The following is a 15,433-nucleotide window of genomic DNA, read 5'->3' on the forward strand; positions in this document are numbered from 1 at the left end:
CCGGGCCGATCATGTGCAGGAGGCAAACGCCGCCCCCGGCGCGTCCGACGGCGCGGTCGGCGGCGCGGAGGCTCCCAGGCCCACCCGCTCGCTTCCCGGCCGTCCGCCGGGCATCCGCGCCGACAGCTCAGGGCTGACGGACCGGCAGCGCCGGGTGATCGAGGTGATCCGCGACTCGGTGCAGCGCCGCGGCTACCCGCCGTCGATGCGGGAGATCGGCCAGGCCGTCGGCCTGTCCTCCACCTCCTCCGTGGCCCACCAGCTGATGGCGCTGGAGCGCAAGGGCTTCCTGCGGCGCGACCCGCACCGCCCCCGCGCCTACGAGGTGCGCGCCTCGGACGCGCCCACCAGCCAGACCACCGACACCACCGGCAAGCCCGCCGCCTCCTACGTCCCCCTGGTCGGCCGGATCGCGGCCGGAGGTCCGATCCTCGCCGAGGAGTCGGTGGAAGACGTCTTTCCGCTGCCCCGCCAGCTCGTCGGCGACGGCGAGTTGTTCGTGCTCAAGGTCATCGGCGACTCCATGGTCGACGCGGCGATCTGCGACGGCGACTGGGTCACGGTCCGCCGCCAGCCGGTCGCCGAGAACGGCGACATCGTCGCCGCCATGCTGGACGGCGAGGCGACCGTCAAGCGCTTCAAGCGCGAGGACGGGCATGTGTGGCTGATCCCCCACAACGCCGCCTACCAGCCGATCCCCGGCGACGAGGCCACCATCCTCGGCAAGGTGGTCGCGGTGCTGCGGCGCGTCTGACGCCCCGGCCGCACGACATCGGCCGCACGACGGCCGGAACAGACCGCCCCGGGGCCACTGCGCCGGTCCCGGGGCCCAGCTCGTCCCCGTACTCCGGCGGGCCCAAGGCTCCGGGCCCCGCCAGGCTCTTCCGCCCTGCCCGCCCCCGCCCGGCCTCCTACACGCCGTCCCTGGCCGCGGCGTCGATGGCCGCCAGTGAACGGCGCACCTGGTTGCGGTCGGTGGTGTACCAGAAGTCGGGCATCGAGGCCCGCAGAAAGCTCCCGTAGCGAGCCCTGGCCAGCCGCGGGTCCAGCACCGCGACCACGCCCCGGTCCCCCGTCGCCCGCACCAGACGGCCCGCACCCTGCGCCATCAGCAGCGCGGCGTGGGTGGCCGCCACGGCCATGAAGCCGTTGCCGCCCGTCTCCTCCACCGCCTTCTGCCGGGCACTCATCAGCGGATCGTCGGGGCGCGGGAACGGGACGCGGTCCATCACCACCAGCTGGCAGTTCGGGCCCGGCACGTCCACGCCCTGCCACAGCGACAGCGTCCCGAACAGACAGGTCTCGGCGTCCGCGGCGAAGCGCCGGATCAGCTCGCCCAGGGTCTCCTCGCCCTGCAGCAGTACGGGTACGTCCAGCCGCCCGCGCAGCTCCTCGGCCGCCGCCTGGGCGGCCCGCATCGAGGAGAACAGCCCGAGGGTGCGCCCCCCGGCCGCCTGGACCAGCTCGGTCAGCTCGTCCAGCATGTCGCCGCGGCTGCCCTCCCGGCCGGGCGGTGACAAATGCTGGGCGACATAGAGGATGCCCTGCCTGCGGTAGTCGAAGGGCGAGCCGACGTCCAGCCCCCGCCATTGCGGAACCTCGGCCTCCGCCTCCGCCGCGCCGTCCCCGCCGTCCCCGTCGGCGGCGCCTGCGCTCCCGGCTTCCCCGGCGGCCCCGGGGTGCTCGGCCGCGCCACCGGCCTCCGTGATCCGCCCCTCGGAACTCAGCCCCAGAGAGGCGCCCACCCCGTCGAAGTCCCCGCCGAGCTTGAGCGTGGCGGAGGCCAGGACCACCGACCGGTCCTCGAACAGCTTCTCCCGCAGCAGCCCGGAGACCGCCAGCGGGGCGACCCGCAGGGAGGCACCGTAGCGGTCGTGGCGCTCGTACCAGAAGACATCGTGCTTCGAGTACTCCGAACCCTGCACGATGCGCTCGGCGACCGCGTGGACGTTCTCCACCGAGGCCAGGGCCTGGCGTCGGACGGCGTCCTCGTCCTGGACGGACCGGTCGCGGGTGTTGCCCAGCGCGGTGATGACCGCGCGGGCCGCGTCCCGCAGCGCCGTCAGGGCGTAACCGAGGTCCTCGGGGACCTCCTCCAGCCGGCCCGGCAGCGCCAGCTCCATCAGCCGCTCGAAGCCCTCCGCGGCCGTCTGGAGCCGGTCGGCGTCCTTCTCGTCGACCAGCTTGGCCGCACGGCGCACCGCTCGGTTGACCCCGCCCGGCGTCAGTTCGCCGGTGGCCACCCCGGTGACCCGGGAGACCAGTTCGTGCGCCTCGTCGACGATCAGGACCTCATGACCGGGGAGTACCGGCGCGCCCTCGATGGCGTCGATGGCCAGCAGCGCGTGATTGGTGACGATCACCTCGGCGAGCTTGGCCCGCTCGCGCGCCGCCTCCGCGAAGCACTCAGCCCCGTAGGCGCAGCGGGTGGCGCCCAGGCACTCCCGGGAGGAGACCGACACCTGGGACCAGGCCCGGTCGGAGACGCCCGGGGTGAGGGCGTCGCGGTCACCGGTCTCGGTCTCGTCCGCCCAGTCCCGCAGCCGCAGCAGGTCCTTGCCCAGCCGGCTGGTGGGGGCCGCGGCCTCGAAAGGGTCGAACAGGCCTTCCTCGTCGTCCTGCGGCACCCCCTCGTGGAGGCGGTGCAGACACAGGTAGTTGGAGCGTCCCTTGAGCATGGCGTACTCGGGACGGCGGCGCAGCAGCGGATGGAGCGCCTCGACCGTGCGCGGCAGGTCGCGCTCGACCAACTGCCGCTGCAGGGCGAGCGTCGCGGTCGCGATGACCGTGCGCTCGCCGTGCGCCAGGGCGGGCACCAGGTAGCCCAGCGACTTGCCGGTCCCGGTGCCCGCCTGGACCAGCAGGTGGACGTTGCTGTCGATGGCCTCGGCCACGGCTTCGGCCATGGCGACCTGGCCGGGTCGCTCGGTGCCTCCGACGGCGGTGACCGCGGCGTGGAGGAGGTCGGTGAGGGCGGGCTTGGTCATAGGACCGTCACCTTACGCGGTGCCGCCGACAGCCGTGCCCGGTACGGCCCACGGCCCACCCGGGGAGTCACAGGGCGTGGCGCAGCGCCCGGTCGCGGACCACCACGGCGGCCCGTTTGCCCGGGAGGTCGGCCTCCGCGGCCAGCCGGAAACCCGCCCGCAGGAAGGCCGCGACGGAGGGGACGTTGCGGAGGTCGGGCTCGGCGATGACGCGGCCGCACATCGGCCGCCGGTCCAGGACGAGGTCCGAGACCGCCCGCAGCAGCACCGTGCCGACCCCGCGCCCCCGGTCCGCCGCGCCGCCGATCAGCAGGTGCAGCCCGGTGTCGTGCGGACGCACCGGGTGGTACCGGGCGAGCGGGTCGAGATCGGCGCGGTAGACCTCCCAGTAGCTCATGGGGACGCCGGAGAGCACCCCCAGGCAGGGCACGCTGCGTCCGTCGCCGTCGACCTGGGCGCGCAGATGCGCGGCGGTGGCACCGGCAGGGCCGGCAAGGTGCCAGAAGGCCGCCACCGCGGGGTCGTTCATCCAGGCGGTGATCAGCCGCAGATCGCGCTCGGGACGGACGGGGACGAGCCGGAAGACTCCGGCGGCCGTGGTGACCGGCCCCCAGCCGGCGACGGTGTCCAGCAGGTCCGGCCGCGAAGCGGGCTCCGGTGCGGCGCCGTACGGCACGGCGGGCGGACCGGCGGGCGGTTGGGGGTCGAGGGTGTCGTCGGTGCCGGCGGCCGACGGGACGCGCGCGGCAGCGGGTGCGGGGCAGGCCGGTGGAACACCTGTGGTCATGGCGGTGCCTCCTGTGTGGTTCAGGGCTTCACCAGCGGGTTGGTGACGGTGACGTAGACGGACTGGGTGTCCACCGGCCCGGTCAGCTCGTCCAGTCCGTGCAGCCGGGTGAGGAGGTTGGCCTTGCACCGCAGGACCGGGGAGTGCAGCAGCAGGGCCGGCAGCGGTGATCTGCCGGCACCGTCGCCGGGGCGGTCGGCGTCGGTGAGGAAGCGGCGCAGCGCGGCGAGCAGCAGCCCCTCATCGGCCAGGCCCTGGGAGCCGAACGCTCCGATCAGGCCGAGCACGTTGTTGACGCCCAGGTAGTAGGCGAAGCGCTCGTCGGCGACCTCGTCGGCGACGAAGGTGTCGCTGTGGGCACCGATGCCCGGCAGGCGCCGCCGGAGCGCCTCGCGGTGGGACTCGCGGAAGTAGTAGCCCTGGTTGTCGCGGTAGCGGCCGCCCACCGGCCAGCCGTCGCCGTCGAGCAGGACCACGGTGTTCTGCTGGTGCGCCTCCAGGGCGACGCCCGCCTCGGCGTCCAGCCACAGCACGGGGCGCACGACGGTGTGGAGGTAGCGCAGGAACCACTCGGCGGCGACGGTGGCCACCGGCCGTCCCGTACGCGCCGCGAGCCGGGTGACGGCGTCGGTCAGCCGGGAGCGGAGCACGCCGCGGGGACCGCCGGGCCAGGGCCGGGGGGAAGTCAGCCCGGCCAGGCACACGGCGTCGTCGCCGGGCCCGAAGGGGTTGTGCCGGATGACGGTGTCCAGCCCGGCCACCGGCTTCCCGCCGCCGTCGTCGACGGCGAGCCAGGCGGGATCGCGCACGATGTCGAAGCCGGGGCGGCCGGGGAAGGCGGCCCGCCAGCGCGCGCCCAGGCCGGTGCGCAGCAGCCGGTGCACCTCCACTGCGCGGTGCAGCTCCTTGCGGAGGTTCTCCCGGCGGGAGTTGGTGATCCGCAGGCCCAGCGAGAGCTTGAGCATGGCGGGCACACCCGGCCGGTGGACGGTGCGCACGGAGGAGGTCGGGTGCCAGGAGTCGCCGTGCGGGCCGAGGTCGTGCAGCAGACCGGCCTCCAGCAGCGCCGCGACGGCGGGGCGGTGCCGGATCTCGCGGGCCTGCCAGGGGTGCAGCGGAAGGGGGACCGTCCCCTCGGGCAGGCGAAGCCCGGGCCCGGCCAGCTCGACGGCGATCCGTTCGGCGGGCACGTTCCGGCCGCGGTCGGTCCAGGCGGAGTCGGAGGCCAGGACGCAGCGGTCGACGGCCATCCAGTGCAGGGGGAAGGATCCGCGCAGCTCCGGGGACCAGTCGCGCGCCTCCGCGTCGGTGATCCCTTCGCGGCTCTTGGGCACCGGGTGCAGCGGGTGCCCGAGGATCAGGGACTGCTCGCCGTCCAGGAACGGGTCGGCCGTGGACGGCGTCTCGGGGCGGGCGCGGCGGTCGGCGAGGAAGACGGCGGTACGGCGTACGGAGTCGGCGACCCGGCCGACCAGCTCCGCGCCCTCTCCCGCGACGGGTCTTGAGGCCGCGGGGCCGCGGTGCGCGGCCTCCCGCGCCAGCAGGGCGGCCAGCGTCACCGCGTCGACGGGGGCGGCGCCGGGCGCGGCGCCCTCCAGGGCCGGCGGGCCGAAGCGGTGCCAGCCGGTGGCGGACCAGTGGCGGACCGGCACCCGCAGCGCCAGGCCGCAGGAGGCGAGGGCGACGCGGAGAACGGTCCCGCCTTCGGGGCCGCCGGGCCGGGGCAGGCCGTTCTCCCGCACCCAGCAGCGCAGCAGGTTCTCGGCGGCCGCCGCGTCGGCGGCCGCGACCGGAGCGGGGTGCTCCAGCGGGTCGCCCGCCCCCCGCTCACCGGTGTTCGCCGGCGGCACGGCACGGCACGGCTGCCGGGGTACGCCGGGCTCCGCCGGTACGGCGGGTACGGCGGGCCGCCCTCCCACCGGGTCCGCCGCCTCCTGCGTCGTCATCCCGTCCGGGGCGGGACATGCGTTCACGGAAGTCTCCCTGAGGGTGAGGGCACCGCACCGGTGCGTGGTCGTCCGGTTCCCGCGGCACGGCGTCGTTGGTACGAGCGGCGCCGCGTCTCCGCCCGTACCAACGACGGCGCCCCCGCCGGATCACGGCTCGGGGCGAGATCGTCGCCTCCCGGGCGGGCCGGAACCGCGGACCCGCCGTCCCCCGAACACCGGCACGGTGGGACCCGCCTCGCCCGGCGAGGTTCATGGCAGGCCGGCGGGTGCAGCGTTCCGTTCAGGGGGATTCTCAGTCCATGTCAGCTACGAGCAGTAGGCGGTCCGCGCCGGCCGCCGCGGCGATCGCCGCGGCCCTGGCCGCCACCGCCACCGCGTGCGGCCCGGCGGACGACCGGTACTCAGGCCACTCCCGGAGCCACCGCACCGGACGGGGAGGGCGGGAAGGTCGGGAAGGGCGGGCCCGGCATCGACGGCCTGCGTCTGCCGAAGGAACTGCCCGCGGCCCTCGAGGACTTCGACCCCGAGAAGTGGAGGAACGGTGCGTGGCGGAACCGGGACAAGGACGACCGGCTGCGCAAGGCCGGGGACTTCTGTCAACCCGATCATCGAGGGCCTGTGGGATCCGGACCGGATGAAGGGCGCCGAGGAGAACGACCGCAGAGTCGACTCCCACGTCGACGACGGGAGCACCGGCGGCGGCACGGGCGGTGAAGGGGACGAGGGCGTCACCGGCCCCGGCCCCGCGCCGAGGAAGGCCCGGCCGGTCACGACGCCGTACCGGAAGAACGCCCCGGCCGGTGGGCAAGGTATTCATGGACACCTCAAGGGCCCCACGGTCTGCTCCGGCACCGTCGTCGAGGACCCCCGCAGCCCGGGGAAGTCCAATCTGGTGGCCACCGCCGGGCACCGCGTGCACGCGGGCTCCGACGGCGGCTGGTTCCGCAACGTCGTCTTCGTGCCCGCCCACAACGACTCGGCGCCGAGCGCCTCCCGGCTGGAGCAGGCGTCCTCCACCGGGGTCGCGCCGCACGGCGTGTTCTGGGCGACCTGGGCACAGACGACCGAGCACTGGATCTCCAACGGATCCGAGACCGGCGGTCTGGGCGCCTCGCAGGACTTCGCCGTGCTGCGGGTGGAGGCCGAGGACAGGGGCGGCAAGTCGCTGGAGGAGACCGTCGGCACCGCCGTACCGGTCGACTTCGGCAAGCCCTCGGCCGCGCGGGCGGAGGTGGGAGCGGCGCGCCGGACGGTCAGACCACGGCCATCGGGCTACGCACCGTGTCGCTGCCGGGCACCGGCTCGGACGGGTCGCTGCCCAGCTCCACGATGCGGTTGTCCGCGTCGACGTGCACCACCGCGGGCCGGTGGGAGCGGGCCTCGGCGTCGTCCATCTGCGCGTAGCTGATGAGGATCACCAGGTCCCCGGGGTGGACCAGATGCGCGGCCGCGCCGTTGATCCCGATCACCCCGGAGCCGCGCCGTCCCTCGATCACGTACGTCTCCAGGCGGGCACCGTTGGTGATGTCGACGATGTGGACCAGCTCTCCGGGCAACAGGTCGGCGGCCTCCATCAGGTCCGCGTCGATCGTGACGGACCCCACGTAGTGGAGATCCGCCTCGGTGACCGTGGCACGGTGGATCTTCGACTTGAACATGGTGCGCTGCACGGTGCCGACTCCTCGAAGGTGGGTAGGGTCGCGCTCCCCTGACGGGATGCGCGCCGTCCCGCCCATCGTACGGCCGCGCCCCCGGCCGCCCGGTGGAGCGTGACCCGGATCACGGTCGGCGGGAGGAAGCCGGGCGGCGCCGACCGCCTCTCCCCGCTACGGCTGCGGGCCCGTCCCCCGGCCGGGGGACGGGCCCGGTGCGCGCTGCCGGGACGCGCGTGCGGCGATGGAGGTCAGGCTCCCGTGCCCGCCGTGACGTACGCCCTGAGTTCGGCGGCCAGTTCCTCGTGGACACGGGCCGCGAGCAGCGTGCCGCCCTCGGTGTGCTCCTCGGAGAGGACCTCCCCGTCGGCGTGGACCCGGGAGACCAGGTCGCCGCGGGTGTAGGGCACCAGCACCGTCAGTTCCACGGCCGGGCGCGGCAGTTCCCGGTCGATCAGCTCCAGCAGCTCGTCGATGCCCTGCCCGGTGCGGGCGGAGACGGCGAGGGCGTGCTTCTCGGCGCGCAGCAGCCGCGCCAGGGTCAGCGGATCGGCCGCGTCCGCCTTGTTGACCACCACGATCTCGGGGACGTCCACCGCGCCGACGTCCCGGATCACCTCGCGCACGGCGGCGAGCTGCTCCTCCGGCGCCGGGTGCGAGCCGTCGACCACGTGGAGGATCAGGTCGGCGTCGCCGACCTCCTCCATCGTGGAGCGGAACGCCTCGACGAGGTGGTGCGGCAGATGGCGTACGAAGCCGACGGTGTCGGCCAGTGTGTACGCGCGCCCGCTGGGGGTCTCGGCACGGCGCACGGTCGGGTCGAGGGTGGCGAACAGCGCGTTCTCCACCAGCACGCCCGCGCCCGTGAGCCGGTTGAGCAGCGAGGACTTGCCCGCGTTGGTGTACCCGGCGATGGCGACCGAGGGCACCTTGTTGCGGCGCCGCTCCTGCCGCTTGACGTCGCGGCCGGTCTTCATCTCCGCGATCTCCCGGCGCATCTTCGCCATCTTCTCGCGGATCCGCCGCCGGTCCGTCTCGATCTTGGTCTCACCGGGGCCTCGGGTGGCCATGCCTCCGCCTGAGGATCCGGAGCCGCCACCGCCCATCTGCCGGGACAGCGACTGGCCCCAGCCGCGCAGCCTGGGCAGCATGTACTGCATCTGCGCGAGCGAGACCTGCGCCTTGCCCTCGCGGGACTTGGCGTGCTGGGCGAAGATGTCGAGGATCAGGGCGGTGCGGTCCACCACCTTGACCTTGACGACGTCCTCGAGGTGGATGAGCTGGCCGGGGCTGAGCTCACCGTCGCACACGACGGTGTCGGCGGCCGTCCCGACCACGATGTCGCGCAGCTCCTGCGCCTTGCCCGAGCCGATGTAGGTGGCCGGGTCCGGCTTGTCGCGGCGCTGGATCACACCGTCGAGGACGAGCGCGCCCGCGGTCTCGGCGAGGGCGGCGAGCTCGGCGAGGGAGTTCTCGGCGTCCTGCGCGGTGCCGGAGGTCCACACGCCCACGAGCACCACGCGCTCCAGCCGCAGCTGCCGGTACTCGACCTCTGTGACGTCCTGGAGTTCGGTGGAGAGGCCCGCGATGCGGCGGAGGGCGGCACGCTCGGAACGGTCGTACTGGTCGCCGTCGCGCTCGCCGTCGATGTCGTGACCCCAAGCGACGTCCTCCTCCATCAGGGCGTCGGCTCGGCGGTACGTCTCGGCGAGGCGCTGGCCGTTCTGCGGAAGGGAGGAAGAGAAGGTCAAGTGAGTCCTTACGTCGATGGAGCGAAGGTATCCGGGTCAACGTGCGCGGTGCCCGGAACATTCCCGTCGGCACGGGCACGGACGCGGGCCGCGGCCCGTATCCGGACACGATGATGGTGACACGGCGCGGCGCGGCCGTCACCTGGTTTGCGCGGCAGCCCGCCCCTTCCGGGGCACCGGGCTCCCCTGAGCGGGCTCCTCAGGGCTGGGGCCGGGTGGCCCGGACGACGTCGTAGACGCCGGGCACCTCCCGCATGGCGCGCATCAGCCGGGGCAGCTCGCCGGCGTCCTCCAGCCGCAGGGTGTAGGTGTGCCGCACCCGGTGCTCCCTGGGCGGTTCCACCTCGGCGGAGACCACGGCGGCCCCTTCCGCAGCGATGGCCTCGGTCAGGTCGGCGAGGAGGTGCGGGCGGCTCAGCGACTCGGCGTGCAGCGTCACCCGGCAGCCCGCGCCGGAGTCCTGCCACCGCACGGCCACGGTCTCGCGCCCGGTGGCGGTCATCCGGGCCACGGTGGGGCAGCCCTCCCGGTGGGCGGTCACCGCGCCGCCGCGCACCGCGAAGCCGACCACGGCGTCGGGCGGCACCGGCGTGCAGCAGCGGGCCAGCCGCACCGGTGCGCCGGGCAGGCCGACCACGGCCGCGGGCCTCTCGCGGGGCTGTGCGGACCGGCCGGGGCCGTCGGGCGCGGGAGCGGAGAGGGCGGGAGCGGAGAGGGCGGGAGCGGAGAGGGCGGGCGTCCGGGCCGTGCGGGCCTGCCCGCCCGCCCCCTCCGACCGCTGGCCGTCCCCCGCGCAGGCGTCGATCCAGGTGCGGATGGCGATCCGCGCGGTGGGGGTGCGGGCGTGCTCCAGCCACTGCGGGGAGGGGCCGGACGTGCCCTCGGGAGCCATCAGCAGCTGCAGCGAGTCGCCGTCGCTCAGCACGGTGCCCAGTGCCGCGAGCCTTCCGTCCACCCGGGCGCCGACCAGGGCGTGTCCGGCCGCGCCGTAGCGGGCGTAGGCCGCGTCCACGCAGGTGGCGCCCGCGGGCAGGTGGAGGGCGGCGGTCCGGCCGGGGCCGGACGGATCGGTGCAGAAGACGGTGATCTCACGGTCCTGGGCGAGGTCGTCGCGCAGTTCGGCCCAGAAGGTGTCCGGGTCGGGTGCGTGGCTCTGCCACTCCAGCAGCCGCTCCAGCCAGCCGGGACGGGTGGGGTCGGCGCGTCCGTCGTCCGCGGCGGCCACCTCTCCGCTGGGGTCGGCGGGGGAGGCGCCGGAGGTCCGGTGCGGGTCGCCGAGGGCGATCACCCCGGCCTCGGCGACCCGGTGCATCCGGCGGGTACGGACCAGGACCTCGGCCACCCGCCCCCCGGTGTCGGCGACCGCGGTGTGCAGCGACTGGTACAGGTTGAACTTCGGCACGGCGATGAAGTCCTTGAACTCCGACATCATCGGCGTGAAGCAGGTGTGCAACTCCCCCAGGACCGCGTAGCAGTCCGCGTTCTCGGCGACCAGGATCAGCAGCCGCCCGAAGTCGCAGGGCCCCAGCTCACCGCGTTTGGCACGGGCCCGGTGGACGGAGAGGAAGTGCCGCGGCCGGATGAGGACCTCGGCGGCGATGCCCGCCTCGCGCAGTACGGCCCGCACCGAATCGGTGATCTCGGCGAGCGGGTCGGCACCGGCGTTGTGCTCGCGGATCAGCTCCCGGGTGCCGGCGTACTCCTCGGGGTGGAGGACGGCGAAGGCCAGGTCCTCCAGCTCGGTCTTGAGCGCCTGCACGCCCAGCCGCTCGGCCAGCGGGATCAGCACGTCGCGGGTGACGCGGGCGATGCGCGCCTGCTTCTCGGGGCGCATCACGCCCAGGGTGCGCATGTTGTGCAGCCGGTCGGCGAGCTTGATGGACATCACCCGAACGTCGTTGCCGGTGGCCACCAGCATCTTGCGGAAGGTCTCCGGCTCGGCGGCGGCGCCGTAGTCCACCTTCTCCAGTTTGGTGACGCCGTCGACGAGGTAGCCCACCTCCTCGCCGAACTCCGCCCGTACCTGTTCCAGCGTCACATCGGTGTCCTCGACGGTGTCGTGGAGCAGGGAGGCCGTCAGGGTCGTGGTCTCGGCGCCGAGTTCGGCCAGGATCAGGGTGACGGCCAGCGGGTGGGTGATGTACGGCTCGCCGCTCTTGCGCGTCTGCCCCCGGTGCGAGGACTCCGCCAGGACGTAGGCGCGGCGCAGGGTGTCGAGGTCGGCGCCGGGATGGTGGGCACGGTGCGCCTTGGCCACGTGTTCGATGGCGTCGGGGAGGGCGTGGCGGGGCGACGGGCCCAGGAGGGCCGCACGACCGAGCTTGCGAAGGCTCCGTACTGCGCTCATGGCACCTCCCACTGCGTCGGGGGGCTTGATCCTACCGAGCCTCCCACACGCCGCGTGCCGCCTCCCGTCCGCAGTGGCCGGGATCACCCGTTCGAGCGGTCGCCCTCAGGAAACGGCGAACAGGCCGGGGTCGATCGTGCCCTCGGCGACGATCACGGCGGGGCCGGTCATCTCGATACCGCCGTCCGGGTGTTCGGTGATCACCAGCCGCCCGCCGGGGACGTCGACGGTGTAGGTGACCGGAGCACCGTCCGCGGCCGGGTCCGCGCCGTCGCGGCGGGCGGCGGCGACCATGACCGCGCAGGCGCCCGTACCGCAGGAGCGGGTCTCGCCGGAACCGCGCTCGTGCACGCGCAGGGCCACGTGGCGCGGTCCCCGGCCGACGGCGAACTCGACGTTGACGCCCTCGGGGTAGGCGGCGGCCGGCGCCACGGCCGGGGCGGTGAGCAGGTCGCCGGCGTGGGCGAGGTCGCCGACGAAGGCGACGGCGTGCGGGTTGCCCATGTCGACGTGGAGCGCGGGCCAGCTGCGCTCCCCCACCGTGACGGTGACGCCCGCCTCCGTGCCGCCGGGCAGCTCGGCGGCGCCCATGTGGACGGTGACGCCGCCGTCCTCGGCCAGGCGCACCCGGCGAACACCGGCCCGGGTGGCGACGGCGAGGTCGCCGGCCCCGGCCAGCCCGGCGCGCTGGAGGTAGCGCGCGAAGACCCGTACGCCGTTGCCGCACATCTCCGCGACACTGCCGTCGGCGTTGCGGTAGTCCATGAACCACTCGGCCTCGCCGGCCATCGAGCGCGCCTCGGGGTGGGCCGCGGAGCGCACCGCCCGCAGCAGGCCGTCCCCGCCGATCCCGGCCCGCCGGTCGCACAGCCGGGCCACGGCAGCGGCGGGCGGGTCCAGCGTCCCGTCCGGGTCGGGGATGATCACGAAGTCGTTCTCGGTGCCGTGCCCCTTGAGGAACGGCACGGGCGTGCCTGCGGCCCCTGCTGCGCTGTTCACGGTGCCCATCGTACGGGGGCGGGGTCCGGCCACCGGCCGGGCCGGCGGACTAGCGGAGCCGGGCGACGCGCCAGACGGCCAGTGCCACGAGGGTGCCTGCGATCAGCGCGTACAGGGCGACCAGGCGCCAGTCGGGGCGCTCTCCGGACCCGCGCGCCGGCAGACCCGGCCAGGTGAGGCCGACGCGGCGGGCGGCCATCATGCCCCAGCCGGCGGCGCAGCAACTGAGGAGCAACCCGAGCATGGCGACCACCGCTCCGCCCTCGCCGAGCCCGAAGGCGAGCGGGAAGGCGAACATCAGCGAGCCGGCCGCGCCCAGGCCCACGATCGGGGCGAGCTGCCACAGCCGCAGCTTGCGGGGCGGGCGGAGTTCGCCGTAGGACTCGTCCCCCCCGGCGGTCGTCTCCTCCAGCGCCTCGGGGCCGTCCACGTCCTCCAGAGAGGCCGCACCGTGCGGATCCTTCGGACCGTCGTCCGCCAAGCCGTCGGCGCGGAACCGTCCGACGACCGGTTCGTCGCTGTTGCGGGCGCCGGCCTCCATCGCCACGTGCCCTCCCAACTCCCGGCTCTGCGGCTCAATCGACGGTCGATGCTCGCCGATGCTCGATGATGGCACGCCAGGACGGCCGTCCAGCGTCCGCTGGGCGTCCCGATGCCATCACGTGATCAGGCTGTGACCGCTCGTTCGAGGAGGACCAGTGCCCTCGCGGGGAGTTCGCCGCGATCGTCCGCCGCGCCGCTGAGCCAGTGGACACGCGGGTCGCGGCGGAACCAGGAGTCCTGGCGCCGCGCGAAGCGCTTGGTGGCGCGTACGGTCTCGGCGCGCGCCTCGTCCTCGGTGCACTCACCGGCCAGGGCGGCCAGGATCTGCTGGTAGCCCAGGGCCCGTGAGGCCGTACGGCCCTCGCGCAGTCCGGCGCGCTCCAGCTCGCGCACCTCCTCGACCAGCCCTGCCTCCCACATCCGGTCCACCCGCCGGGCGATCCGCTCGTCGAGTTCGGGGCGCCCTACGTCGACTCCGATCTGAAGGGTGTCGTAGACGGGGTCGGGGCCGGGGAGGTTGGCGGTGAAGGGGCGGCCGGTGATCTCGACGACCTCCAGGGCGCGGACGATCCGGCGGCCGTTGCCGGGCAGGATCGCGCGGGCCGCCTCGGGATCGACGGCGGCGAGCCGGGCGTGCAGCGCCCCGGAGCCGGACTCGGCCAGCTCGGCCTCCAGCCGGGCCCGCACGGCCGGATCGGTGCCGGGGAACTCCAGGGCGTCGACGGCTCCGCGCACGTACAGCCCGGACCCGCCCACGAGCACGGGGGTCCGTCCCCGGGCGAGCAGGCGGTCGATCTCGGCGCGGGCCAGGCGCTGGTACTCGGCGACGCTGGCGGTGACCGTCACGTCCCAGACGTCCAGAAGGCGGTGCGGAACGCCCTGGCGCTCCTCCTGCGTCAGCTTGGCGGTGCCGATGTCCATGCCCCGGTAGAGCTGCATGGAGTCGGCGTTGATCACCTCGCCGCCGAGATGCCGGGCGAGGGCGACGCCCAGGTCGGACTTTCCGGCCGCGGTGGGTCCGACCACGGCGATGACACGAGGGCTGGGAAGTGAGCTTCTCACGGCCCAAGTCTCGCAAACACACGGAGGGAAATCCGAACGGGTTACACGGCGCCACACGTCCGCAGCCGTCTTCCCTCGCGGTGCGCCGGCCCGCGCTCCGGGTGCCCGGCCGCGGGCCGGCGCACCGCTCCGTGAGGCGCGGAACTCCGATCGCGCGAGTAAGGTCTGGGGTACATATACGGACATTCGCGCCATTCACGGCGGTCCGCGGGCGGGGCCGCGGGCTCCGGCGCAGAGCGGGAGTCACCGGCAGGGCGCGAGAGAACGGAGTGACCGCCATGGGCATCATGGACAGGGTCAAGGGCATGGTCGGCCGGCACGGCGGGAAGGCCGGGGAGACGTCCGGCGGCGGGACCGGGGGCAGGCACCGGCGCCGTACCGGAACCCGCGACGCGAAGATCCGGGAGGCGCGGGAGCGGATGACGCGTGAGAGGGACGAGAAGGGGGACGCCTCCGGCCCCGCCGCCTGAGCGGCCGCCGCCCCCGCCGTGCGACGGGCGGATCGGCCTACGACCAGCTCGCCACCAGGTAGCCGACACCGTACGGCGCCCGGTCGTACAGCAGCCGCCCCTGGAGCCCCGCGCCCTCGGCCGCGCCGGCCAGCACCTGCCAGCAGGCCCGGCCCGACGCCTTCAGCTCATAGGCCAGCTCCTCGTCGAGGGCCAGCAGCCCGGTGGGGTCGGCGGCGCCCAGTGCCCGGGCCGCGTCCGCGTCGAAGGCGGTGGCGCGCTCGTCGAAGTAGCCGGGGGCCTTGATCGTCCGGCAGGCGCTGCCGTCGCCCATGACCAGCAGCGCGACGCGCTCCGCCGAGGCGGCCAGCTCCCGCCCGGTCTCCGCGCAGCGCTCCTTCGGCAGCGGCTCCCCCACTCCGAGCCCCTCCACGGGCACCGCGCTCCAGCCCGTGCGCTCCAGCAGCCAGGCGCCCACGGCCAGGGACGGCGGCAACCGATGCCCCGCGGGCGGGCCCTCGCCCAGCCGGACCTCCAGATCGACTCCGAAGGGGCGGAAGGAGCCGGTGGCGCCCTGCGGGTGCCTGCCCCGGCCCGCCGGATCGGCGGTGCCGACGACGACGAGCCGGTCGGGGCGCGCGGCCGCCAGGACGGCGACCGCGTCGTAGCAGGCGGCTCGGGCTTCGTCCGCCTCATGGGCGGCACCCCCCGCCACCTCGGGCACCAGCAGCGGCGGACAGGGGCATACGGCGGCGGCGACAAGCATGGCGCGCAGCCTACCGCCGTACGCCCTCCCCACGGTCGGGCGCACAAGGGGTCCGCACACGCCTGACCAGCGCACACCCGGCGCACGGTCGGCACATGCACACCGGGCCCGCGCGCCTGTGCGCTCCGGAGGACGGGTGTG

11 protein-coding genes and 1 pseudogene are annotated in these 15,433 nt (G+C 74.7%); 2 read left to right on the plus strand and 10 right to left on the minus strand.

Going from position 1 to position 15,433, the window contains the following annotated elements; all coding sequences use genetic code 11:
* Positions 1–76 precede the first annotated feature (76 nt).
* A pseudogene (gene lexA, locus ACGRHY_RS06340) lies at positions 77–754 on the plus strand (transcriptional repressor LexA); the annotation flags it as partial.
* Positions 755–911: 157 nt separating this feature from the next.
* Here the strand turns inward: lexA and ACGRHY_RS06345 are convergent.
* The 9 genes from ACGRHY_RS06345 to miaA form a co-directional block, all read right to left on the minus strand.
* Entirely contained in the window at positions 912–2,987 is a 2,076-nt protein-coding gene (locus ACGRHY_RS06345) for an ATP-dependent DNA helicase (protein ID WP_394634420.1), read from the minus strand.
* A 67-nt stretch (positions 2,988–3,054) separates the two neighbouring features.
* Entirely contained in the window at positions 3,055–3,774 is a 720-nt protein-coding gene (locus ACGRHY_RS06350; RefSeq protein ID WP_394634421.1) for a GNAT family N-acetyltransferase, read from the minus strand.
* Positions 3,775–3,794: 20 nt separating this feature from the next.
* Positions 3,795–5,747, minus strand: coding sequence for an IucA/IucC family protein (locus ACGRHY_RS06355; RefSeq protein WP_394634422.1), 1,953 nt, complete (start codon positions 5,745–5,747; stop codon positions 3,795–3,797).
* Between the two features lie 1,229 nt (positions 5,748–6,976).
* Positions 6,977–7,393: an aspartate 1-decarboxylase gene (panD, locus tag ACGRHY_RS06360; protein ID WP_394634423.1), complete on the minus strand. Its 417-nt coding sequence runs from the start codon at positions 7,391–7,393 to the stop codon at positions 6,977–6,979.
* A gap of 233 nt (positions 7,394–7,626) precedes the next feature.
* On the minus strand, positions 7,627–9,126 hold the full coding sequence (gene hflX, locus ACGRHY_RS06365) for a GTPase HflX (RefSeq protein WP_394634424.1): 1,500 nt from the start codon (positions 9,124–9,126) through the stop codon (positions 7,627–7,629).
* A gap of 199 nt (positions 9,127–9,325) precedes the next feature.
* The gene (locus ACGRHY_RS06370) at positions 9,326–11,473 is read right to left on the minus strand and encodes a RelA/SpoT family protein (RefSeq protein ID WP_394634425.1); all 2,148 of its coding nucleotides are present in this window, start codon (positions 11,471–11,473) and stop codon (positions 9,326–9,328) included.
* A gap of 105 nt (positions 11,474–11,578) precedes the next feature.
* Complete coding sequence (dapF, locus tag ACGRHY_RS06375) at positions 11,579–12,481, minus strand: diaminopimelate epimerase (RefSeq protein WP_394634426.1); 903 nt, start codon at positions 12,479–12,481, stop codon at positions 11,579–11,581.
* A gap of 40 nt (positions 12,482–12,521) precedes the next feature.
* Positions 12,522–13,013, minus strand: a complete 492-nt coding sequence (locus tag ACGRHY_RS06380) for a hypothetical protein (protein WP_394637942.1) — start codon at positions 13,011–13,013, stop codon at positions 12,522–12,524.
* Between the two features lie 125 nt (positions 13,014–13,138).
* Entirely contained in the window at positions 13,139–14,077 is a 939-nt protein-coding gene (miaA, locus tag ACGRHY_RS06385) for a tRNA (adenosine(37)-N6)-dimethylallyltransferase MiaA (RefSeq protein ID WP_394634427.1), read from the minus strand.
* Between the two features lie 278 nt (positions 14,078–14,355).
* On the opposite strand from miaA, the gene ACGRHY_RS06390 reads away from it, so the two are divergent.
* Entirely contained in the window at positions 14,356–14,547 is a 192-nt protein-coding gene (locus ACGRHY_RS06390; protein WP_394634428.1) for a hypothetical protein, read from the plus strand.
* A 37-nt stretch (positions 14,548–14,584) separates the two neighbouring features.
* On the opposite strand, the gene ACGRHY_RS06395 is transcribed toward ACGRHY_RS06390, so the two are convergent.
* Positions 14,585–15,292 (minus strand): class III extradiol dioxygenase subunit B-like domain-containing protein, encoded by a 708-nt coding sequence (locus tag ACGRHY_RS06395; RefSeq protein ID WP_394634429.1) that lies wholly within the window; start codon positions 15,290–15,292, stop codon positions 14,585–14,587.
* Positions 15,293–15,433: the final 141 nt, after the last annotated feature.

The sequence above is a fragment of the Streptomyces shinuiensis genome (assembly GCF_043660855.1).
GTDB lineage: Bacteria > Actinomycetota > Actinomycetes > Streptomycetales > Streptomycetaceae > Streptomyces.